We start from the raw sequence: 22,166 nt of genomic DNA, 5'->3' as shown, positions 1-22,166 counted from the left end.
ACTAGGTAAGTCATGCGCTAAGCGCTATTTTGGTGCAGCAGTTCGGCACAACTTTAGGCCGCGCTGCGGCTATCCAGCGTGCTCCACCATAATGTGCATCTGCAGTTGCAAGGATGCCGGGCGATCCGCGAGAGGGCACAACCCCATCCTGTTTCGGCCCGCCAATGCTCTTCCACAGTCAAAAAAATAAAGAGAGTCGACCCATGATGTACCAACCCTTGGCCAAGTCGCTGATTGCGACAGCACTCACCCTCGTTTTCTCCTCTTCCCATGCCGCCTCTGTCGCCCCTGTTGCCGCTGAAAACGGCATGGTCGTGACTGCGCAGCACCTGGCTACTCACGTGGGCGTGGACGTCCTCAAATCCGGCGGCAACGCGGTCGATGCGGCCGTCGCCGTGGGCTATGCACTGGCGGTGGTTTACCCGGCAGCGGGCAACCTGGGTGGCGGTGGTTTCATGACCATCCAATTGGCGGACGGGCGCAAGACCTTCCTCGATTTCCGCGAAAAAGCCCCGCAAGCGGCCACCGCCAACATGTACCTGGACAAGGACGGCAACGTGATGCCGGATCTGAGTTCCAAAGGGCACCTGGCTGTTGGCGTGCCGGGCACCGTTTCCGGCATGGAACTGGCGCTGAGCAAGTACGGCACCCGCAAACGTGCTGAAGTCATCGCGCCGGCAATCAAGCTGGCCGAGGACGGCTTCGCGCTGGAGCAGGGCGACGTCGACCTGCTACACACCGCCACCGACGAGTTCAAGGCCGATCCAAAAGACCTGGGCACGATCTTTTTAAACAAGGGTCAGCCGCTGCAGGTCGGCGACAAACTGGTACAGAAGGACCTGGCGAAGACCCTCAAGGAAATCTCCGCCAAGGGCGCCGATGGTTTCTACAAGGGCTGGGTTGCCAAGGCCATTGTCGATTCGAGCCAGGCCGGCAAGGGCATCATCGTCCAGGCTGACCTGGACACGTACAAAACCCGCGAACTGGCCCCGATCGAGTGTGACTACCGCGGCTATCATGTGGTCTCGGCGCCGCCGCCAAGCTCGGGCGGGGTGGTGATCTGCGAGATCATGAACATCCTCGAAGGTTATCCGATGAAGGAGTTGGGCTATCACTCGGCCCAAGGCCTGCATTACCAGATCGAGGCCATGCGTCACGCGTACGTGGACCGCAACAGCTACCTGGGCGATCCGGACTTCGTGAAGAATCCGATCGATCATTTGCTCAACCGTGACTACGCCGCCAAGCTGCGCGCAGCCATCGAGCCGCAGAGAGCGGGTATCTCGCAAGACATCAAACCGGGCGTCGCGCCACATGAAGGCAACAACACCACGCACTATTCGATCGTCGACAAATGGGGGAATGCGGTGTCCGTCACCTACACCCTCAACGACTGGTTTGGTGCCGGTGTGATGGCCAGCAACACCGGGGTCATCCTCAATGACGAAATGGACGACTTCACTTCCAAGGTCGGCGTGCCGAACATGTACGGCCTGATCCAGGGCGAGGCCAATGCCATCGCACCGGGCAAGACGCCGCTGTCTTCGATGAGCCCGACCATCGTCACCAAGGATGGCAAGGCCGTCATGGTCGTGGGCACGCCGGGCGGTAGCCGGATCATCACTGCAACCCTGCTGACCATGCTCAACGTCATCGACTACGGCATGAACATTCAGGAGGCCGTCGATGCGCCGCGCTTCCACCAGCAATGGATGCCTGAGACCACCAACCTGGAAACCTTCGCGGTGAGCCCCGACACGCAAAAAATCCTCGAGAGCTGGGGCCACAAATTCGCCGGCCCGCAGGACGCCAACCACCTGGCCGCCATCCTGGTAGGAGCGCCTTCGCTGGAGGGCAAGCCAGTGGGCAACAACCGTTTCTACGGCGCCAATGATCCACGTCGCAGTACCGGGCTCTCGCTGGGTTATTGAGTCATCAGGTCGAGCGAGGCAAGGGCATTTGCCTCGCTCGATTGCGTGAGGCTCGGCGCCAATCGCTGCGCGCGATTGCGATCAGCGGCGCGCAATCAGGCTGCGTTCCATGCGCGCTAACGCTTCTTCAAGCATCGCTCGAGGGCAACCGAAGTTAAGCCGCACGAACTGACCGCAGTCCTCACCAAACTCCAGGCCGTCGCTGAGCGCCACTTTGGCCTGGGTCAGGAAAAACCGTTGTGGGTGTTCGATGTCCAGCGCCGTACAATCAAGCCATGCCAGGTAAGTGCTCTGTGGCAGGTGCATGCGGATGCCGGGGAAGCGGGTCTTGATTGCCTGCGCCAAGTAATCACGATTGTCCTGCAGATAGGCATTGACCATGGTCAGCCAATCGGCGCCCTGACGGTAGGCCGCCTGCGTCGCCTCCAGCCCCAAGGCGTTGACGCTGTCCACCAGCCCCAGGCGCCCGGCATTGAAACGTTCGCGCAGTTCGGCGTTCTGCACCACGGCAAACGCCGTTTTCAGACCCGCGATGTTCCACGCCTTGCTCGCGGACATCAGGGTCACGCAGCGCGCGGCGATTTCGGGGCTCAAGGAAGCGATCGGGACGTGGCGACGACCATCGAACAGGATGTCGGCATGAATCTCATCGGAAACGATCAGCACCTCATGCTGCACGCACGCCTGGCCGATGGCCTGCAGCTCGTCACGCTCGAAGACCTTGCCCAGCGGATTGTGCGGGTTGCTCAACAGCAGCGAGCGAACGCCGGGCAGGGCGTTTCGCAGAGCACCGATGTCAGTGGGGTACTCTCCGGTGGCATCGGCATGAAACGGTAAATCCACCCGCTGCAGCTTCCAGTTCGCCGGAGCGCTCAGCAGTGGCGAGTAATTGGGGGTTTGCACCAGTACGCTGCTGCCGCGGGGCGCCAGGGTGTTCAGCGCCATGTTCACGCCGGGCTCGACCCCGGGCAGAAACACCAGGTCTTCAGCAAGAATGTGCCAATCGTACTGACGGGCCAGATACGTTACCAGCGTCTGGCGCAATGTGTCCTGCGCTACTGAATAACCGAGCAACGGATGCTCCAGACGGTTTTTCAGGGCCTGCACGATAGGCTCGGCCACCGGAAAGTCCATGTCCGCCACCCACATCGGTAACACGTCTTCCGGGTACTGGCTCCACTTCTTGCTGCCGGTGTTCAAGCGCTGATAAACGCTGTTCAGATCCATGCTCATGACTGTCTCGGGAAAAACGTGTGGCGATTGTGCCAGAGACGGAGAGCGAGTTCAGTGCCTCAAGGCGGGAAAGTAACCCTTGATGGTTACTTTCCCCAGGCTCACCAGAACGTTGTCGACTGGCTGTCAAGCCGTCCTGCGATGACCGCGATGGCTTTTTCCACATCGCAAGCCTGGGTGTAGCGCCCCAGGCTCAGGCGCAGACTGCTGCCCGCTTGAGCGTGGGTCAGTCCCAACGCCAGCAGCACGTGGGAGGCACCGCTGCTGGCCGAATTGCAGGCTGATGTCGAAGATACCGCCAGTTCGCTGGACAGGCTCATGGCGTTGAAACCTGCCTTGTCCACACAGATGTTCAGCGTGTGCGGAACCCGCTGTTGCGCGTCGCCATTGAGGCTGACACCCGACAATTGCAGCAAGCCGTCCCGCAGTTGCGCGGACAGCGTCGTGATACGCTGAACCTCTTCTGCCATTTCCGCGGCGGCCAGTGCATAGGCCGCGCCCATGCCGACGATCTGGTGGGTCGCAAGGGTGCCGGAGCGCAAACCCTGCTCATGACCGCCGCCATGCATCTGCGCTTCGAGCAACGGCCGTGCGCGTTCGCCAACGTAGAGCGCACCGATACCTTTGGGGCCGTAGATTTTGTGCGCGGAGAAGGACATCAAGTCCACAGGCAGCGCTTTCAGATCGATGACGACCTTGCCAGCGCCCTGGGCGGCATCGACGTGGAAGAGGGCGCCGTGCTCGCGGACCAACTCGCCGATGGCTGCCATGTCAGTGAGCGTACCCAGTTCGTTATTGACCAGCATCAGCGACACCAGCAGCGTGTCGTCGCGCAGGGCCTGGCGAACGGCATCAGGGGCAATCAAGCCGTTGCTGTCAGGCTCCAGCCAGGTAACCGGGAACCCCGCCTGCTCCAACTGGCGCACGGTGTCGATCACCGCCTTATGCTCGATGCAACTGGTGATCAGGTGACGACGCGAGCCGGTTGCTCGCTGGGCGATGCCCTTGATAGCCAGGTTGTTCGATTCGGTGGCGCCCGACGTCCAGATTAAATCGTCGGCGGAGCAGCCAACCAGTTCGGCGACCTGACGTCGCGCCTGCTCTACCGCCTGACGGGCAAGGATGCCATACGCGTGGGAGTTGGAGGCCGGATTGCCAAAGGTGCCTTCACGGCCCAGGCAGGTGACCATTGCCTGAATGACTCGGTCATCGACAGGGGTGGTGGCGGCATAGTCGAAGTAACAAGGAAGTGTGCTCATGGGGAGAGAAATCCGCGCTGTCCGTAATGCAGAAAATACTACAAGCGTGCAGGTGAAAAAAAATTGATTCCTTAACGCTATTTAGTGCGAAGCGTAGATTATGGTTCTACGCATACCACTCTTTTAGGAATAAATTTTCAGAGACTGCGTGAATTGGCTTATCGTTATCACCAGCGTTCATAACGGCTCATTTCGGGTGACACTTCAGATGGATAAATTCGATCAGGCAATCCTCGACATCCTGCAAACCGATTGCACCCGCGCTATTGCCGAGATTGCCGACAGCATTGGCCTGGGCAGTACAGCCTGTTGGCGTCGTGTGCAAAAGCTGGAAGAGCAGGGAATGATTCGCGGTCGAGTGGCGCTACTCGATCCCTCCCTGTTAAACGTTGCGGTAACAGTGTTCGCTGCCATTCGTACCAACCAGCACAACGCCGGATGGCTCGGGCGTTTCCATGACCTCATTGCGACGCTGCCCGAGGTGGTGGAATGCTATCGAATGGCGGGCGATACGGATTACATGTTACGTATTGTCGTACCGGATATCGCGGGGTACGACACGGTGTACAAGAAGCTGATCCAGCTGTCCGGCATTACCGATATCAGCTCGAGCTTTGCCATGGAGCAAATCAAGTCCACTACGCAACTGCCCTTGGGGTACATCGTCTGAGCTTCACGAGCCGTTAGCGATCCGATCTACCGGCGCAACAAGGCCGGCTTGTACCACCATCGCGTCGACCATCCGCAGCATAACGACCGCGCCTGGTTCTGCCACACCCATCTGAAAAAGGCTGGCGAGACGGCCGCGAACAGCACATCGGTCATGTGCTACTGCGCGAGCAATGCCCATGCTCACAATGCCGGGCGTTTCGTCTGAGCGGTATTACGCTCCTGGTGGCACCGACATTGGAGTTGGTGGAGGTTCATTCGCAAGGGTATGGGCTACAGATGCTGTTCAGCGACGGGCATCAGCGGGGGATCTATCCGTGAGCGTACCTGGCGCAGCTGACACACTAAGTGGCGGCAGGTACTGCTCCTGACCAGCCCGAAAGGCCTGGAGGCGCAGAGCACCTAAACCCTTCAGGCAGAAGTCGAAACGGGTCGCCTCTTAGAACCGTGCCTTGTCGATCCACTCAAGCGACGTGCGCCAGATACAGACGCCCAAAAAGTACGCCGACATCACCAGCCACAGGCTCAGTACCCATGAGCCGTTATACGGGTGGTTGATCACCAGCAGGAAGCTGCACAGAAACCAGACGCTGGTGACCGCAATGTTGATCGGCATGAAACGGCGAACGCGAAACGGATGGAGAAATTTCATCCGGGTTACGGTCAGTAGTGCCAGGCAGATCACGGTGATGAACGTCAGCCAGGGCGCGGGCGAAAGGATGTAAACGCAGAGTGCGACCACGTTCCAGGCCGCGGGAAACCCCTGAAAGTAGTTGTCTTTGCTCTTCATCTCGGTATTGCAGAAGCAGAATAGCGACGAAACCAGAATGATCGAGATGGTCAGCAGTAGCGTGTAGTCCGGCAATGGAATGTAGCGATAGATGAAGAGCGCAGGAATGAAAACGTAGGTCAGGTAGTCGATCACCAGATCCAGTACCGAACCGTCGAAATGCGGCAGCACCGACTGCACGTTGAGCTTGCGTGCCAGCGAGCCGTCCAGCCCATCGACGATCAAGGCGATGCCCAGCCAGAGCAGGCAGGCTTTGGGCTGGTTATCGAACAGCGCGATGGTCGACAGGAATGCGAGGACGACGCCGGTGGCCGTAAAGCCATGGGCGCCCCATGCTTTTAGCCAGGCGATACGTTGGATTGGAATCATGAACGGTCCTTCTGAAAATAAAGCTGACCAGATCGATTTGCCTGGGCGGCATCGTGGGCCTGATCAGAGGTGCAATTATCGACCGGTTGTCGGTCGATAAGGTTCACCTGTCTGCTACACGGTAGCAGGCGTCGCAGGCATTGGTTACTCAATTGTGATTTTGCCAGTTCCGTTTCACCGAGCAACACCTGTCACTGGTCGGGTGAGGTGTAAATGAGGCATTTTGCTGGCCCCCTGGAGCAGAAAATATCGGCAGAATTCGCGCTCTTTCAGTCAGTTAGCCAAGGATTTGCATGCCGATTATCAAGTTTGCGCTGGCGTTTTGCGTTCTGGCAGGTCTTAGTCATTCGGCGTTTGCACGGGAGCTCAGCAAGAATGAACGTGAGCTCTGTACATGGGGGGCAGGCATCGCCAGCACGGCTCAGCAATACAAACTGTCGGGTTTGACGCTGTACGGCGCACGCAAAAAGCTGCAAGCCCGCCATTTTGCTCAGCAGTGGATGCGCATGAGTGCATTGGGCATCACCGAGCAGACGTATGACAGCCCATCCCGGTTGAAGCCTGAGGGTGTCAGGCAGGTCTATTACGAAGGCTGCACCCGCCATGAACTGGCGCGCCGGTGAGCGCGCCACGGCGGCGCGCTCGGTATCGGCTCAATGCGCAGCGCGGGGGATGGTTTTCAACAGGTCGGTAGGACTGATGTGGCCCACCACCGGCGCGCTGCCGGGCTGCGGCAGGTTAAGAATGTGGCCCTTCATCTTGCCGATGATGTGCATCTCGCACGGCTTGCAGTCGAATTTCAGGGTCAGCACTTCATCACCATGAATCAGCTGCATCGGGGCAACCTTGGTGCGCACGCCGGTAACGCCTTTTGCCTGCTTCGGGCATAGGTTGAAGGAGAATCGCAAGCAGTGCTTGGTAATCATCACCGGCACTTCGCCCGCTTCCTCGTGGGCCTCGTAGGCAGCGTCGATCAGTTTGACGCCGTGGCGGTGATAGAAATCCCGGGCTTTCTGGTTGTAGACGTTGGCCAGGAAGGACAAATGCGAATCGGGGTACACCGGAGGCGGGCTGGTTTCAGGCTTGCGACCACCGCGTGGATGAGCGGCGACGCGGGCAGCGGTCAAGGCGTCGATGACTTCACGGCGCAAGGCCTTGAGTTGCGAGTTGGGAATGAAGTACGCCTGCGGCGCATCCAGCCTCACGTCGGTGGCGTGGTACTCGGTTGTACCAAGCTGACACAACAGCTCACGCAGCTGCTCCAGTGCCTGCTCCGGCTTGTTGGCCACGCCGAACGGGCCTTGCAGCGTGGCACTGGCGCTGATGCCTTCTTCGCTGGTGGCCACCAGCTCCAGACGCTCCTCACGCAAACGCGCCTGCCACGATAGGCCGATGCGGCGCTCGGCCGAGGTCTTTTGCAAGGCGTGCTGCCAGTTGTGGTCGAGATTGCGATTGAGCGGGTGGTGGGGTCGAACCTTGTGCAGATCGGCCGGCATTTCGTTGGGTTCGACGCGGTAGCGATAGCGCTTCTCGCCGTCTTCTTCGAACTCGCCCTTGGGTTCGGCGATGTTGGCGCGAAAGCCAACGACCTCGCGTTTGATCAGCACGTTGAGGCCATCGCCATTGGTCAATGGATCATGGGTAACCACTTGCAGGTCGCGCTTGCCGACTTTTTCCACGATACCCACCGGCAAACCGGTGAAGGTTGGGGTGTCGAATGCGCCGATGTCGATCTTGCGATCGGTGACGAAATAATCGGTACTGCCCCGGTGAAAGGTCTTTTCCGGGTCCGGCAGGAAGAAGTGCGCGGTACGGCCGCTCGACGCGCGGGCCAGGTCCGGGCGATCTTCGAGCACATCGTCAAGCCGCTGGCGATAGTAGGCCGTGATGTTCTTCACATAACCCATCTCCTTGTAGCGGCCCTCGATCTTGAACGAGCGCACGCCGGCTTCCACCAGCGCGCGGATGTTGGCGCTCTGGTTGTTGTCCTTCATCGACAGCAGGTGTTTTTCGAACGCCACCACGCGCCCCTGATCGTCCTTGAGGGTGTACGGCAACCGGCAGGCCTGGGAACAGTCACCCCGGTTGGCACTGCGGCCGGTCTGGGCGTGGGAAATGTTGCACTGCCCTGAGAACGCCACGCACAGCGCGCCATGGATGAAGAATTCGATGGCCGCATCGGTTTCGTCGGCGATGGCGCGAATCTCTTGCAGGTTCAGCTCGCGGGCCAGCACCAATTGTGAAAAGCCTGCCTGATCGAGGAATTTGGCCCGTTCCAGCGTACGAATGTCGGTCTGGGTACTGGCGTGCAGCTCGATCGGCGGAATGTCCAGCTCCATCACGCCCAGGTCCTGGACGATCAGCGCATCGACGCCTGCGTCGTACAACTGGTGAATAAGCGTGCGAGCCGGCTCCAGTTCATTGTCGTGGAGGATGGTGTTGATGGTGGTGAACACGCGTGCATGATAACGATGCGCGAATTCCACCAGCTGGGCGATATCGCTGACCTCGTTGCTGGCGTTATGGCGCGCGCCGAAGCTTGGGCCGCCGATGTAGATGGCGTCAGCGCCGTGCAGGATGGCCTCGCGAGCAATGGCGACATCGCGGGCAGGGCTGAGCAGTTCCAGGTGATGCTTGGGTAGGGACATTTTTTTTTAGTCGGATCGTCACGGTCAAGGCGCGCATTGTAGCGGCGAAACGTGCCAGCGACATCCATGGCCTGCCCGATGGCGGCAATGATGCCTGGGGTTGACGTGGGCGATACCTTTACCCGCCAAGTTCACCGGTGGCAGCGTCTGTCACAACACTGCCGTCGGCAAGCCTGACTGCCATGGATTTGGTGGGTCGCCGGGTTAACCCCTCGCCGCCAGCGCGGTGACTTCCACGCGCATGCCTTCGACGGCCAATGCAGCCACGCCGACCGCTGCACGTACGGGCCAGGGTTTGGCGAAGAAACGTTGGTATACCTCGTTAAAAGCCGCGCGATCGGCCATGTCAGTCAGGTAAATGGTCAGGTGCATGACCCGCTCCATCGAACTGCCCGCGCGCTCCAGCGCAATCTTGAGCGCTTGCAGTGTGCATTCGCTTTGCTCGGTGATGCCGCCCAGTTCAAGACTGCCGTCGGCACGGGTGGGCACCTGGGTGGACACCATGATGCCGCCAAAGCTGGCGACGTCGGAGGAAATGGACTCCGCGTCCGGATCGGGAAGGAAGGTAAGGTCTTGGCTGGACATGAGAATCTCTATGATAAGGGATTGAATGCGCGCGATGGCTCAGGCGCTGCGGTGGCGATCGCCATGATAAAGCAGATCGCGCAGGGTTGAAGCCGTTGTCGGTCTTGACCGCGCCGGGAGGGCACGCACCTGGTTTGCAGGTCTAAACGTTTGAGCGAATGCGTTTGTTCGCTGGCCCATCTGTTCTCAGCCTTTGCCGAAGGAGCCGGTTGGCTGCAAGCGCGATCGCCCACCTGCGGCGGCAAAGGCTAATGCCGGACCTGAGAGGCATTGCCGTCACAGAAGCTATAGCGAAAGGCTTACAAGCGGTTCAGTAAAGTGGCCGTTTACAGCAGGTCGGCAAAACCGTAAATTGGATCCATCGACTGAAGCGCAGGACGCGCTTCAGAGGTCATGGACGATCTGCCATTTGCCTGGAGCGCTACCGACAGGATGTTGGAATGGTCTTGATAGAAAAGAACCCGCTTAGGCGGGTTTTTTATTGCCTGCAAAAAGTGCGCTGGGCGTAGGGGTTGTTAGCGCGAGCTAATCACTCTTTTACGTCCATGAACTCTTTAGCCCATGCCACGTAGCTTTCCGGCAGGGTGTAGGTATGGGTCAGTTCGGTGGCACTGAGGTTTTCCGTGCTGTGGGTGGCTTTGCGCTGAGCCCGCAGGCTGTCATAGGTGGCCTTGATCGAGGCAAAATACGCGGCGTGGCCCGCGACGATTACCCGCACGCCCAGTGCTGCCAGACGCTGGCTGTCATTAAGCTTGGGGTTGCCGTAGGTTACCAACATCAACGGCACGCTGAGCTTCTCGGAAATCTGCTCCAGATGCTCGAAGTCCTTGATGCCGACCATGCAGATGCCGTCCGCGCCGGCTTTTTCGTAGGCCTGGGTGCGCTCAATGATGTCTTGAACAGGCAGCACGCCTGCATTGGTCCGGGCGATGATCGCAAGCTCGGGATCGACGCGAGCTTCCAGCGCGGCCTTGACCTTGCCAATGCCTTCTTCGATGGTGATCAGGTCGGTCGATTTACGGCCGAACTGCGCCGGCAGCAGGGTGTCTTCGATGGTCAACGCTGCAACACCTGCGCGTTCCAGCTCTTCGACAGTGCGCATGACGTTGAGGGCGTTGCCATAGCCATGGTCGGCGTCAGCAATGAACGGCAGCTGAGCGACGCGACCGATACGGGTGGCCTGCTCGACGAACTCGCTTAGGGTGATCAACGCAAAGTCCGGGGCCGCCAGCACTTGAAGAGACGCCACCGAGCCGCCGAGGATGCCGACTTCGAAACCAAGGTCGGCGGCAATCCGCGCAGACATCGGATCGAACACCGAGGCGGTTTCAAAGCAAGCCATGGAGGCCAGCAGTTCACGGAAATTGCGGCGCAGAGCGGAGTGCGAAATTCGGGACATGACGTTTCCTGGTTCTGGCCATCATCGATGCTTACGATCTGCGCCAATTCAAAATGAGCGGCGAGACTAACATGCCGAAAAATCGCAGGTTATGTCGTTTGAGCATGGGCCATGCACAAGATACATATCTTCGGACAGGTGGAAAAGCCACCAGATGCTCTGCAACACCGCCATGCAGTCTGCGCCGGCCGACTGCGTGGTGCATCGTCCATGCCTACCGGAGCCTTGCCTGCGGATAACGACCACCGCCGGTTGAGTGCGCGAGCGGCCCTCAAGCCGGAGGTCCGCAGCCGGCAGGCCCAGGGCTTGGAGGAAGGTTGGCAAGGCGTCGATGGTTTCCACCAGACGCTGGTCGACCTGGCCACGAGTGGCGTCTGCCGCAGCGCGTGGATCGCGGACGATCAGCGGCACGCCCACGGCAGGCTCCAGCAGAATTTCCTTTTCGCCCAGGCAATGGTCGCCCAGATAGTCACCGTGGTCGCTGGTAAAGACGATCAGGGTGTCGTCCCAGCGGCCGCTGCTCTGCAGGGTGTCGAACAAGCGGCCGAGCTGATCGTCGATCTGCTTGATCAAACCCATGTAAGTGGGCACCACGTTGAGGCGCACGCTTTCCTTGGCGAAATTAAGACTCTCTTCGTGCTGCCGGAAAGCCTGGTACACCGGGTGATCACTTTCCTGGCCCGGGGCCGGACGTACTGCCGATCCTTGTCATACAGGGCGAGATAGGGCGCCGGAGCGATGTAGGGCCAGTGCGGCTTGATATAGGAGAGGTGCAGGCACCAGGGTTGCTCGGCTTGCTCGGCAATGAACTGCAAGGCCTGGTCGGTGGTGTAGACCGTTTCCGAGTGCTGCTCGGGTACCCGCGCTGGCAGGTGCGCGTTACGCATGTGCAGCCGCTGAGAATCTTGCCGTGCTCGCCTTCAGCGGCATTGGCCCAGTCATGCCAGGGATTGCGCCCGCGGTAGCCATGCGTGTGCAGCTTCTCAAAGCCCGAGGAAGGACGTGGTCCGACCAACATGCTGTACCGCGCCACGCCAGTGCCCTATGACTGGGTACCCGCGGGCACCGCGCACAAGGAAACGTCGGAGAGAACGCCGAAGCTGGTGGACTTCAAAGTGCCGAAGTAACGAGGTTGCGCAGGACGACGCCGGAACGCAGGTTCCGGCGTTTTTCGTGACTCAGCAGGCGATATACAACGCTGGGAGATCGCGAATCAGGTCACGCCCCGGCGGCTCATAGGGCCCCTCGCGGGTCAGCTCATGCAACAGCTGTTCGCGCAGCTGATGGAACTCGAAGCTGCCGCGCTGCCGCGGGTGGGGCAGGTCGATGGTCACGATGCGCTTGATCCTGCCCGGTCGCGGCGCCATGACCACCACGCGGTCGGCCAGGTAAATCGCTTCTTCCACGTCGTGGGTCACCAGCACCGCGGTGAGACTGGCCTTGCCGCGCAGGCTCAGCAGTTCGTCCTGCAGCTGCTGGCGGGTCAGGGCATCCAGGGCGGCAAAGGGCTCGTCCAACAACAACACCCGAGGGCGGGCCACCAGGCCACGGGCGATCGCCACCCGCTGCGCCATACCGCCCGACAATTGGTGAGGGTATGCCTGGCTGAAGGCGCTCAGGCCTACCCGTTCGATGAACTCGACAATGCGCCGGTCGCGCTCGGCGGCCTCCAGCGGCTGGGCGGCCAGGCCCAGAGCGATGTTCTGGGTTACGGTCAACCAGGGAAACAGGCGGTGCTCCTGGAACACGATGGCGCAGTCGCGTGTGCTGCGGTCGGCGGGCCTGCCCTCCAGTTCGATACGGCCATCGAACTCGCGGTCAAGGCCGATCAGCAGCCGTAGCAAGGTCGATTTGCCACAGCCGCTGGAGCCGACGATGGCGACGAACTCGCCGCAGGCCACGTGCAGGCTGAAATCGCGGATGGCCTCCAGCGGCTGACCGTTCACGCGAAAATGCTTGTTGACGTGACTGAAGCGCAGCAGTGGGGAAGGGGTGAGCGTCATGCATGTCTCCAGCGCGTGGCGCGGTGTTCGAGGGTTTGTCCGAGGGCATTCAGGGCGTTGCCAGTCAGGCCGATCAACAGCATGGCCGAGAGAATCTGGTCCATGCGCATCAGTTGCTGGGCGCCAATCATCAGGCTGCCGATGCCGCCGTTTGAGGGCATGAAATATTCAGCGCCGATGGTGCCCAGCCATGCGAAGATCAAGGCCAGGCGCAGCCCGGCGAAAATACCGGGCGCCGCCGCAGGCAAGGTCAGCCAGCGCAATCGTTGCCACAGGTCGAGCTTGAGCACCTGGGCAGCCTCGGTGAGTTGCGCCGGGGCTTGGGCCACGCTGCGCTGGGTGGCGATCAACAGGGGGAAAAATGCTGCCATGGAGACGAACGCCCACTTGGCACCTTCGCCCAAGCCAAACCAGGCGGTGATCAAGGGCACCCAGGCGAAGATCGCGATCTGCCGCAACGCGCTGAAGCTGGGACCCAGCAGGCGCTCGGCGCGCGGGCACAGGCCCAGTAGCAGGCCGGTCAACAGGCCCAGCAGGCCGCCGATCACCAGCCCGGCCAGCGTGCGTTGCAAACTCATGGCCATGGCCATTAACAGGCTGCTATCGGCCAGCCCGGCCAACGTGACTTGCAGCACCTGCCAGGGTGACACCAACAGGTTCGGATCAACCCATTCGTGGCTGCTCGCCAACTGCCAGAGCGCCAGACCCGCCAGCGGCAGCGCCCAAGCCAGCGCTCGCTCCTGCCATGTGCCCACGCGTTGGCGTTGCAACTGGGCGACGCCTGCGTGGGGCCAGAACACCAGGCGCCGGTCAACCCAGCCAGTGCCCCGGTCCAGAACCACGCCCAGCACTCCGATCAGCAGGATGCACACGAACACGATATCGAGCATGAACAGCTGCCGTGCCCAGACCATCAGGTAGCCCAGGCCTTCACTGGACGCCAGCAATTCCACCGCCAGCAGCGAGGCCCAGCCGGTCGACAACGCCAAGCGTACACCGGCCATGAACGAAGGCAGCGCCGCTGGCAGGATCAGCCGACGCAATCGTTGTGCCCGAGACAGGCGCAGCACGCTGGCCGCCTCGTGCAGCCGCGGCTGAGCATCGCGTACGCCGACCAGCGTGTGGAGCATCACCGGCACCATCACGGCCTTAATCAATACGGCCATTTTCAGCGTCTCGCCGATGCCGAAACAGACCATGAAGAAGGGAGTCCAGGCCAGCGTAGGAATCTGCGCCAGCGCGGTGAACGTCGGCAGCACCATGCGCTCGGCGCGGCGGCTGGAGCCCAGCCACGCGCCCAGCAGGGCGCCAATAAATGTGCCAGCGGCCACGCCACGTACCAGCCGGGCCAGACTGATCCAGAGGTTGTCCCACAACTCGCCGCCGGCCAGTTCCAGCAGGCTGTTCCAGACCACGTCAGGGGAGGGCAGGATTTGCGGGCTCATCCAGTGCCGATGGCTGGCCAGCCACCACAGCGCCAACACACCGACAGGCACTACCCAAGGCAGCAGGTGGCGGCTGAAGGTAGGCCAACGCAGACGTGAGGGCAGGGGTGCAAGGTGGAGCGGTTGCAGGGCTGACACGGTGGAGGCTTCGCCAATCAGAGGGTGGATACGCATCGGATTAAAGACCGGGCGCCAGCTATGTGGCCAGTGCATTGCGGACATAATCTGCATGCGCAGGGCGCATGAATTGGGCGCCGAGTGCCGCGTCGCTAGGCTAAAGGGAATTAAAAGTGGCCAATAAATAACTTATGGTTATTTACTTATCCTTTGGCAACCCGAAGGCCAAGGCACCTAGCAAGGGCAGGGTGCTCGCCGCTGTGAAGGTCGCCGCCACGCCCCAGTGATCGGCCATGGCTCCGAGTCCAGCGGCGGCGATGCCACTGATGCCGAAGGTAAAGCCGAAAAACGCTCCGGCCACCAACCCTTCGCGCCCTGGCAGCAGGTCTTGTGCCATCAACAGAATGGCGGCGAACGCCGACGCCAGAAAAAGTCCCACCAGCACCGACAGCGTGACCGCCAGCCACAATGTCGCCCCGGGCAGCAGCAGCGCGAAGGGGCAGGCGCCGAGGATCGATAACACAATCACCCGCTTGCGGCCGATGCGATCTATCAATGGTCCGCCGACCAGCGTGCCGAGGGCGATTGCCAGCAGAAAGACGAACAGATAGAGCTGCGCCCGTTCAATGGAGACGGCAAAGCGCTCGATCAAGAAGAAGGTGTAGAAGTTGGCGACACAAGCCAGGTACACGTACTTGGAGAAGATCAAAAGTGTCAGCAACAGCAGCGCCTTGACCTTGCGCCCGCGCGGCAACCTGCCCAAGTTGTTCACCGTACGCGTGGCGGGCTGCGCCGTGGTCTTGGCGGCGGCTCGCACGGCGCCGCACAGCAGGCCGAAACCTGCCAGGGCCAAGGTGGCCAGGTAAAGACTCATTTCGGTCATGGGCACACGCAACAACGCTGCCAGCAGTAAAGGCGCCGCCGCAGAACCGACATTGCCGCCCAATTGGAACACCGACTGTGCTTGTCCTGCCCGGCCAGGCAGCGCCGCACGGGCAGCCCGCGAGGCCTCGGGGTGAAAGACCGATGAACCCAGGCCCACCAGCGCCGCCACCCCTAGCAGGTCGCCAAACCCCGAGGCCCGGCCCAGGCAGAGCATCCCGGCCAGCAGGCCAAGCATGGCCCATGGCAGCAGCCGCGGGCAGGGGCGGCGGTCAGTGAACCAGCCCACCACCGGCTGGCACAGGCAAGCCACCAGATGAAACACCAGGGTCATGACGCCCAGTTGGCTGTAGCTTAGCTGGTACTGCTGCTGCAACACTGGATAGAGCGAAGGCAAAACCGCTTGCAACAGATCGTTGACGCTATGAGCGAGGGCGATCAGCAGCAGCGTTGGTGCCAGCGGGTAGGTGGCCAGGACCGGGGAATGGGCAGGCATGGAAAAGAATCACGCGGGCAGTTCGGGGCAGCAGTAAACCTTGAACCGGGACTTGTGACCAATGCATAGCACTCACAATTTTTTTGCGTTTTGCACATAACCATCGCAGCCCTTTAACCGCATTACTTAGATCAACGAGGCATATCCATAACGCTTTCGGGTATTTATGCCCAGGCTGGGCATTATGGTTTAAACGGCGCCGTCGATATCTCTCGTGGCGAGAGGTGTCCGGTTCCGGAGTTGTATTATCCTCATGCACTCGCTTTCTCGATCTGTGCTCAAGCTGCTGACCAGCGTTGGCCTCGCAGTGCTCTCGGCTACCCATGCCAGTGCAGCCGAGCTGAACATCGCCGTCTCCGACATAGGCGCTGGCAACCAACCGGCTGGCGGCGGCCTGGTAGACGTGATCCACAGTCAGCAACGCCTGGAAAAAGCCTTGGCCGCCCAAGGCGTGACGGTCAAATGGCACTTCTTCAAAGGCGCTGCACCGCTGATCAACGAAGCCTTCGCGAACGGCCAACTGGACATGGCTTACCTCGGCGATCTGGGCAGCATCGTCGGTACATCTGCCGGGCTCGATACCCGCGTGATCGCCGCCGCTGCTCGCGGCGGCAACCATTACCTGGCCGTGGCGCCCGGGTCGCCGATCCATTCGGTGGCCGACCTGCGCGGCAAGCGCGTCGGACTGTTTCGTGGTACCGCGGCGCAGCTGTCATTCGCCGCGGCGCTGCACAGCGCGGGCATGACAGAGAAAGACCTCAACGTCATCAATCTCGACTTCGCCGCCGCCAGCGCCGCCCTTGGCGCCCGGCAGATCGATGCCACCTGGGGTGGCATGAACATCCTGGCCCTGCGCGAGCGCGGCCAGGCCGATGTGCCGTTTTCTACCCATAGCCTGGGGGGTGCTGGTGAGCTGTCCGGGTTGGTGTTGGTGACCGGGAAGCTGGTCAACGAGCATCCGCAATGGGTGCATGCCCTGGTTGAAGCACAGCGCCAGGCCGCGAGCTGGGCTGTTCAGAACCACGACGCCTATATCCAGCTACTGGCCGAACAGTCCGGGTATTCGCCGGCACTGTTGCGCGCCGACCTGGATGCCTCGGCGCCGTTGGCCGATGTGGTGTCGCCCGAACTGGATGCTGCCTTCGTGGCCCGCCTGCAGGCTGACGTCAATGCCGCACGCGATGCGCGCCTGATCCGCCATGACATCGACGTCGGGCAATGGCTCGCCCCTCAGTTTTTGCAACAGACCGCCCCCTGAAATCCTTCGGCGGGCCGATCGCTGTGGTCGGACCTCGCTGTACGCATTCTGGAAACACGCATGAAACGACCTGGTCGCCCCCCTTATTTGCCCCTGATGACCGGCGTCGCCCTAGGCCACGCCCTGGTGCTGTCCCCCGCACTGGTGCAGGCTGGTGACACCACCACCGCACTGGCCACCGTGCAGGTACAGGGCACCCGCCAGACCGATGCCCAGCAGCCGCTGGCCTCGACCCAGGCCCTGAGTGGCAAGACGCTGGAGCAACAGCGGATCTACCGCCTCGAAGACTTGCAGCAAGTCGCTTCCGGGCTGGACGTGGCCAATAACGACCCGTTCGACACCCGCCTGACGATTCGTGGCGTCGGCGACGGCGGTGGTACCGAGATCAACATCGGCATGCCCAGCAGCGTCGGCCTGTTTCTCGACAACGTCTACCTCAGTCGCCCGGGCATGCTCTCCAACGACCTGTTGGATATCGAAAGCGCCGACGTCTTCAGCGGGCCACAAGGCACGCTGCACGGTTTCAATACCACCGGCGGCGCCATCGACATTCATAGCCGCAAGCCTACCTTCGCCCCTGAAGGCTCGATTCGCCAATCCATCGGCCAGCGCGGTTACACCCAGACTCAGGCGATGTTCTCAGGGCCGCTGACTGACACCCTGGCCGGACGCATCAACCTTTCGCACACCGAGAACCGCGGCTACATCAAGAATCTCTACACCGGCCACGAGCTGGGCGGTAGCAATCAGGATGGCGTACGCGGGCAGCTCCTGTGGACTCCCACCGACGATTTCAGCCTGCGCTTGATTGCCGACTACAACGCGTCCACCAGTTATCCGGTTGCAGTACTGGACCAGGCCTACGCCATCAACGGCGGCAATGCATACCTTAACCGCGCCAACCTGGTGGGCGCCCATGTGGTGGGCGGTGGCTACAAGGTCAATACCGACGACGAAAACAAAGCCTATGTGCGCCAGGGTGGGCTGTCGGCTGAGGCCAATTGGCATCTGGACAATGGCTACAACCTGCGCTCGGTGTCATCGTTCCGCTACTTCGGTTACCAGCCCAACGCCACCGACGCACTGGACGTGCCGATTTTCTCAGGCAGCGGCGCCGATGTGCGCGACCGCATCTGGTCTCAGGACCTGCGCCTGGACTCAGCCAAAGGCGACTTTTTCGACTACGCCCTGGGCATTACCTACTGGGGCGAAAACCTCGACACCTTCGCCCACGACTTCTATGCCGCTGGCAAACAGACCACCCAGTACTACGCCAGCAGCGTCAACACCGGCAAGGAGGTCAAGCGCTGGGGGCAGGTCAACGACAGCGTGTTCTCACTCTATGCCCAGGGCACCTGGCACCTGAGTGACAAGCTCGACCTGACTGCCGGCGTACGCGACAGCTACGAGAAGAAATCCGGCTCGTTCCGCCGGGTCAATAAAAACGACTTTGACTCCGGCGAGCTCAATCAGTACGAGCAACTGCCTGCGGCGATGGCCAACCTCAGCTACTACTTTCAGCCCAACCTGCAGGGTTACCTGACCCTGGCCTACGGCAAGAAGTCCGGCGGCCTGAACGTGTCGTCCGGGGCCGCCACCAAGGCCGGCTACGACAGCCTGCTGGTCGACCCGGAAAGCACCCGAGGCGGCGAACTGGGGCTCAAGAGCCAATGGCTGGATAACCGCGTCAACTGGGACGTGGCGCTGTTCTACTCGCAAGTGCGCAAGTTCCAGACCACGGCGTACGACCTGGAAAGCCAGAGCAGCTACCTGATCAACGCAGGCACCATGCGGTCCCGGGGCGTGGAGACCAACCTTCAGCTCAAACCGCTTGCGGGCCTGACCATCAACCTCAACGGCACCCTGCTGGACAACAAGTACCTGGACTTCAAGGACGGCAAGTGCCCGGCGGAAATCAGCCTGGCAGCCAACGCGCCAACCTCCTGCGATATGAGCGGCCAACGGGTGTTCCGTTCGCCGAAGCTCACCTATAACCTCACCAGCCGCTATGAATGGCAGACCTTTGATGCGTTGCAGGCGTTCGTGTCCGGGCGCTACTCGTACCGCACCTGGTCCTACGGCACGGTCGATGACTCGCAGTTTACCCGCGTGCCCGGCTATGGCCTGCTCAGTGCTTCCACCGGCCTGAGTGGCAAGTATGGCGACGGCAACTGGAACGCCTCGCTATGGGCCAACAACCTGACCGACAAGCGCTACTACCGGACCCTGAACACCGGCGACTACGGCTCGGCGTTCGGCGTCCTGGGCGAGCCACGCACCCTGGGCGTAACCCTTGGCTATGACTTCTAGGAGCAGCAACCATGAGTAAGTTCCTGTTGGGACGCCGCGGTTTCATCCAGGCCACCGCAGCAGTGGCTGGCGCCGCGCCGTTCCTGGCCCAGGCTACGACGACAAAGGATGTGCCTGCCACGGCAACCACCCTCGGCTGGCTCGGCCAACAGGTGCCGTCGTCGGTGACGGGCGTGACCTGGGGCACTCCCTGGCCTCGTGGTCAAGTGACAGCGGGCAGCGGTTTTCGCTTGGTGGCCGCCGATGGCTCAGCGCCCGCGCTGCAGTCCTGGCCGTTAGCCTACTGGCCCGACGGCAGCCTGAAATGGACCGCCCACGCCATCGGCCCACAAGCTCACCCTAGCGCGCACTACCGTTTGCAGCCACAGCCGTCGGCAAGCCCCGAACACACCGGGTTGGTAAACGAAAACGATGGCTTGATTCGCCTCGATACCGGCCTGCTGCGCTGCGACATCGCTCGCAGCGGCGCCAACCTGATCACCCGTGTAGAACGCCAGGGCCGTACGGCCTTGCTCGACGGTCACCTTTTGCTACAGGTGCGCGACGATCCCGACCAGCTCGCCACCACGGTGCGTCAGTACCGCAGCGACATCACCCAGGCGGTGATCGAGCAGCGCGGCCCGGTGCGGGCGGTGGTGGCCTTGCACGGACACCATCGGCTGCTCGATGGCAGTACCACTCTGTTGCCGTTCGTGGTGCGTATCTACGCCTACGCGGGAGGCGAGCAGCTGCGGATCGTCCATACCCTGGTGGTGGATATCGACGAGAACCATGACTTCATCAGCGGCGTCGGCCTGCGTTTTTCCACGCCCCTGGACGCGCCGTTGTACGACCGCCATATCCGTTTCGTCAGCGCCGAGGGCGGCGTGTTCGCTGAAGCGGTGCGCGGCCTTACAGGTCTGCGCCGCAACCCGGGCGATGCGATCATGCGCGCCCAGGTCGAAGGCCGCAGCGCGGGTCCCGTTGAACAGTTCGCCCCGCAGGTCGCGAACCGTCTGCAGTACATCCCGGCGTTCGGCAGCTACCGGCTGCTGCAAGCGCATCCCGATGGCTACCAGATCAGCAAGCGTACGGGCGCCGGTCAGGGCTGGCTGCACAGTGCGACAGGTCAGCGCGCCGCGGGTGTGGGTTATCTTGGCTCACCCTCGGGCGGCGTGGTATTCGGCGTGCGGCATTTCTGGCAAAGCTATCCGGGCCAGCTGGATATCGAACACGCCCATACCGAGCAGGCGCAGGTGACCTTATGGCTGTGGGCGCCACAGGCCGGGCCCATGGACTTGCGTCATTACCATGACGGCCTGGGCGAAGACACCTTCGCCCGGCAACGCGAAGCGCTGGAGATCACCTACGAGGATTATGAGCCCGGCTTTGGCACGCCGCTGGGGGTGGCTCGTACCAGCGAACTGGAACTGCAGTTCGTGGCGGCGACACCCAGTGCCCGGGAGCTTCAACTGATTGCCCGGCGGATCGAGGAACCACCGCTGCTGCTGGCGCCGCCCGAGCGCCTGCATGCCGCCGCAGTGTTTGGCCCGGGCTGGGCGCCTTTCTCCAGAAGCACAGGGCGCCAGCAGGAAGTCGAAGCGCAGTTGCAGTGGTACTTCGAGTTCTACCGCGATGAAATCGAACAGCGAAAATGGTATGGCTTCTGGGACTTCGGCGACGTCATGCACACCTACGACGAGCAACGCCACGTGTGGCGCTACGACGTGGGCGGCTATGCCTGGGACAACTCCGAACTGAGCACTGACCTGTGGCTGTGGTACTACTTTCTGGGCACCGCACGCCACGATGTGTTCCGCATGGCCGAGGCCATGACCCGCCACACCGGCGAAGTGGACGTGCACCACATTGGCCGCTTTGCGCCGCTGGGTTCGCGCCATAACGTGCAGCATTGGGGCGACAGCGCCAAGCAACTGCGCATTTCCACTGCGGCCAACCGGCGCTTCCTCTATTACCTCACCGCGGACGAGCGCATCGGCGACTTGCTGCAGGAGCAGGTCGAGGCCGTGCGCACCCTGCGCGAGGTAGTGCCAGGGCGCAAGATTGGCCAACAACGCGACAGTCGCGAGGGCTATGCCAGCGTCTCGTTCGGCACTGATTGGGGCGCCATCGCTGCGGCCTGGTTGACCGACTGGGAGCGTAGCGGCGACCCGGCCGTGGCCCGGCGCTTGCTCAACAGTATGGAAAGCATTGCTGCCCAGCCCCATGGATTTTTTACAGGGGTGGGCAATATGAATCTCGACAGTGGACGCTTCGATACCGACACCAGCGGCGCGCTCTCGGTATCGCACCTGTCTGCCGTGTTCGGCCTGGCGGAAATCTGCAGCGAGTTGGTGCAACTGCTGCCATCGGCCGCCTTCGAGAAGGCCTGGCTGGATTACTGCCGCCTGTACAACGCATCGATCAAGGAACATCAAACCGCGCTCGGTGCGCCGCTGCCCAACCTCAACCTGGCTCAGGGGCATGCACGCCTGACCGCGTTCGCGGGCTACCGCTTGCAGGACCCTGGCCTCAAGGTCCGCGCCTGGAAGGAGTTCTTCGCTGGCAACGGCGGTATTCCGCGGCCCAACCGCACACTGCACCGTATCGAGCCACCGGACTCTCTGTACAAGCTTAACGAGCCCGACCCGGTGTCGCTGATCGACGAGCACTCCGATACCTCGCTGGCTGCCAATCTGTCCACCAATGCCGTCGCGCAATGGGCCCTGAGCGCCATGGCGCTGCTGGCCATGGACGGCGCGCCGCAGTGAGCGCCTGGCCTAACTATCATCG

General features: G+C 61.6%; 16 protein-coding genes and 1 pseudogene. 7 read left to right on the top strand and 10 right to left on the bottom strand.

The window, feature by feature from the left end; genetic code table 11:
* Positions 1–203 precede the first annotated feature (203 nt).
* On the top strand, positions 204–1,931 hold the full coding sequence (gene ggt / locus B3I26_RS18610; RefSeq protein WP_296259747.1) for a gamma-glutamyltransferase: 1,728 nt from the start codon (positions 204–206) through the stop codon (positions 1,929–1,931).
* Positions 1,932–2,012: 81 nt separating this feature from the next.
* Here ggt and B3I26_RS18605 read toward each other — a convergent pair whose 3' ends face one another.
* Positions 2,013–3,164, bottom strand: a complete 1,152-nt coding sequence (locus B3I26_RS18605) for a MalY/PatB family protein (protein WP_296259745.1) — start codon at positions 3,162–3,164, stop codon at positions 2,013–2,015.
* A gap of 101 nt (positions 3,165–3,265) precedes the next feature.
* On the bottom strand, positions 3,266–4,423 hold the full coding sequence (locus B3I26_RS18600; RefSeq protein ID WP_296259743.1) for an aminotransferase class V-fold PLP-dependent enzyme: 1,158 nt from the start codon (positions 4,421–4,423) through the stop codon (positions 3,266–3,268).
* Between the two features lie 208 nt (positions 4,424–4,631).
* On the opposite strand from B3I26_RS18600, the gene B3I26_RS18595 reads away from it, so the two are divergent.
* Positions 4,632–5,093 (top strand): Lrp/AsnC family transcriptional regulator, encoded by a 462-nt coding sequence (locus B3I26_RS18595; protein ID WP_296259741.1) that lies wholly within the window; start codon positions 4,632–4,634, stop codon positions 5,091–5,093.
* Between the two features lie 92 nt (positions 5,094–5,185).
* Positions 5,186–5,413 carry a gamma-butyrobetaine hydroxylase-like domain-containing protein gene (locus B3I26_RS18590; protein ID WP_296259838.1) on the top strand — a complete coding sequence of 76 codons (228 nt, stop codon included), beginning with the start codon at positions 5,186–5,188 and terminating at the stop codon, positions 5,411–5,413.
* 118 nt (positions 5,414–5,531) lie between these two features.
* On the opposite strand, the gene pcsA is transcribed toward B3I26_RS18590, so the two are convergent.
* Positions 5,532–6,251 carry a phosphatidylcholine synthase gene (gene pcsA, locus B3I26_RS18585; RefSeq protein WP_296259739.1) on the bottom strand — a complete coding sequence of 240 codons (720 nt, stop codon included), beginning with the start codon at positions 6,249–6,251 and terminating at the stop codon, positions 5,532–5,534.
* Positions 6,252–6,544: 293 nt separating this feature from the next.
* Between pcsA and B3I26_RS18580 the strand changes: the two genes are divergently transcribed.
* A complete protein-coding gene (locus B3I26_RS18580; protein ID WP_296259737.1) occupies positions 6,545–6,874 on the top strand; it encodes a hypothetical protein in 330 nt (109 codons plus the stop codon).
* A 30-nt stretch (positions 6,875–6,904) separates the two neighbouring features.
* Here the strand turns inward: B3I26_RS18580 and B3I26_RS18575 are convergent, their stop codons facing one another.
* From B3I26_RS18575 to B3I26_RS18545, 7 genes and pseudogenes are all read right to left on the bottom strand, one after another.
* Positions 6,905–8,899 carry a peptidase U32 family protein gene (locus B3I26_RS18575; RefSeq protein ID WP_296259735.1) on the bottom strand — a complete coding sequence of 665 codons (1,995 nt, stop codon included), beginning with the start codon at positions 8,897–8,899 and terminating at the stop codon, positions 6,905–6,907.
* Between the two features lie 204 nt (positions 8,900–9,103).
* Positions 9,104–9,484, bottom strand: coding sequence for a RidA family protein (locus tag B3I26_RS18570; protein WP_296259734.1), 381 nt, complete (start codon positions 9,482–9,484; stop codon positions 9,104–9,106).
* A 529-nt stretch (positions 9,485–10,013) separates the two neighbouring features.
* The gene (locus B3I26_RS18565) at positions 10,014–10,883 is read right to left on the bottom strand and encodes an isocitrate lyase/PEP mutase family protein (RefSeq protein WP_296259730.1); all 870 of its coding nucleotides are present in this window, start codon (positions 10,881–10,883) and stop codon (positions 10,014–10,016) included.
* A 261-nt stretch (positions 10,884–11,144) separates the two neighbouring features.
* Positions 11,145–11,862: pseudogene (locus B3I26_RS18560) on the bottom strand (sulfatase-like hydrolase/transferase); the annotation flags it as partial.
* Between the two features lie 199 nt (positions 11,863–12,061).
* The gene (locus tag B3I26_RS18555; RefSeq protein WP_296259729.1) at positions 12,062–12,886 is read right to left on the bottom strand and encodes an ABC transporter ATP-binding protein; all 825 of its coding nucleotides are present in this window, start codon (positions 12,884–12,886) and stop codon (positions 12,062–12,064) included.
* A complete protein-coding gene (locus tag B3I26_RS18550; protein WP_296259728.1) occupies positions 12,883–14,505 on the bottom strand; it encodes an ABC transporter permease in 1,623 nt (540 codons plus the stop codon). The genes B3I26_RS18555 and B3I26_RS18550 overlap by 4 nt, the downstream gene beginning before the upstream one ends.
* Positions 14,506–14,647: 142 nt before the next feature.
* Positions 14,648–15,826 (bottom strand): MFS transporter, encoded by a 1,179-nt coding sequence (locus B3I26_RS18545; RefSeq protein WP_296259726.1) that lies wholly within the window; start codon positions 15,824–15,826, stop codon positions 14,648–14,650.
* A gap of 253 nt (positions 15,827–16,079) precedes the next feature.
* Here B3I26_RS18545 and B3I26_RS18540 point away from each other — a divergent pair, with 253 nt between their 5' ends.
* From B3I26_RS18540 to B3I26_RS18530, 3 genes are read left to right on the top strand one after another with little or no spacing between them, the layout of a single operon-like run.
* Complete coding sequence (locus tag B3I26_RS18540; protein WP_296259725.1) at positions 16,080–17,084, top strand: ABC transporter substrate-binding protein; 1,005 nt, start codon at positions 16,080–16,082, stop codon at positions 17,082–17,084.
* Between the two features lie 60 nt (positions 17,085–17,144).
* Positions 17,145–19,394 (top strand): TonB-dependent receptor, encoded by a 2,250-nt coding sequence (locus B3I26_RS18535; RefSeq protein ID WP_296259723.1) that lies wholly within the window; start codon positions 17,145–17,147, stop codon positions 19,392–19,394.
* A gap of 11 nt (positions 19,395–19,405) precedes the next feature.
* Positions 19,406–22,144: a Tat pathway signal sequence domain protein gene (locus B3I26_RS18530; protein WP_296259721.1), complete on the top strand. Its 2,739-nt coding sequence runs from the start codon at positions 19,406–19,408 to the stop codon at positions 22,142–22,144.
* Positions 22,145–22,166 lie beyond the last annotated feature (22 nt).

This window comes from Pseudomonas sp. UBA5706 (genome assembly GCF_002419965.1).
Lineage (GTDB): Bacteria > Pseudomonadota > Gammaproteobacteria > Pseudomonadales > Pseudomonadaceae > Aquipseudomonas.
This window is presented reverse-complemented; position numbering and strand designations above follow the sequence as displayed.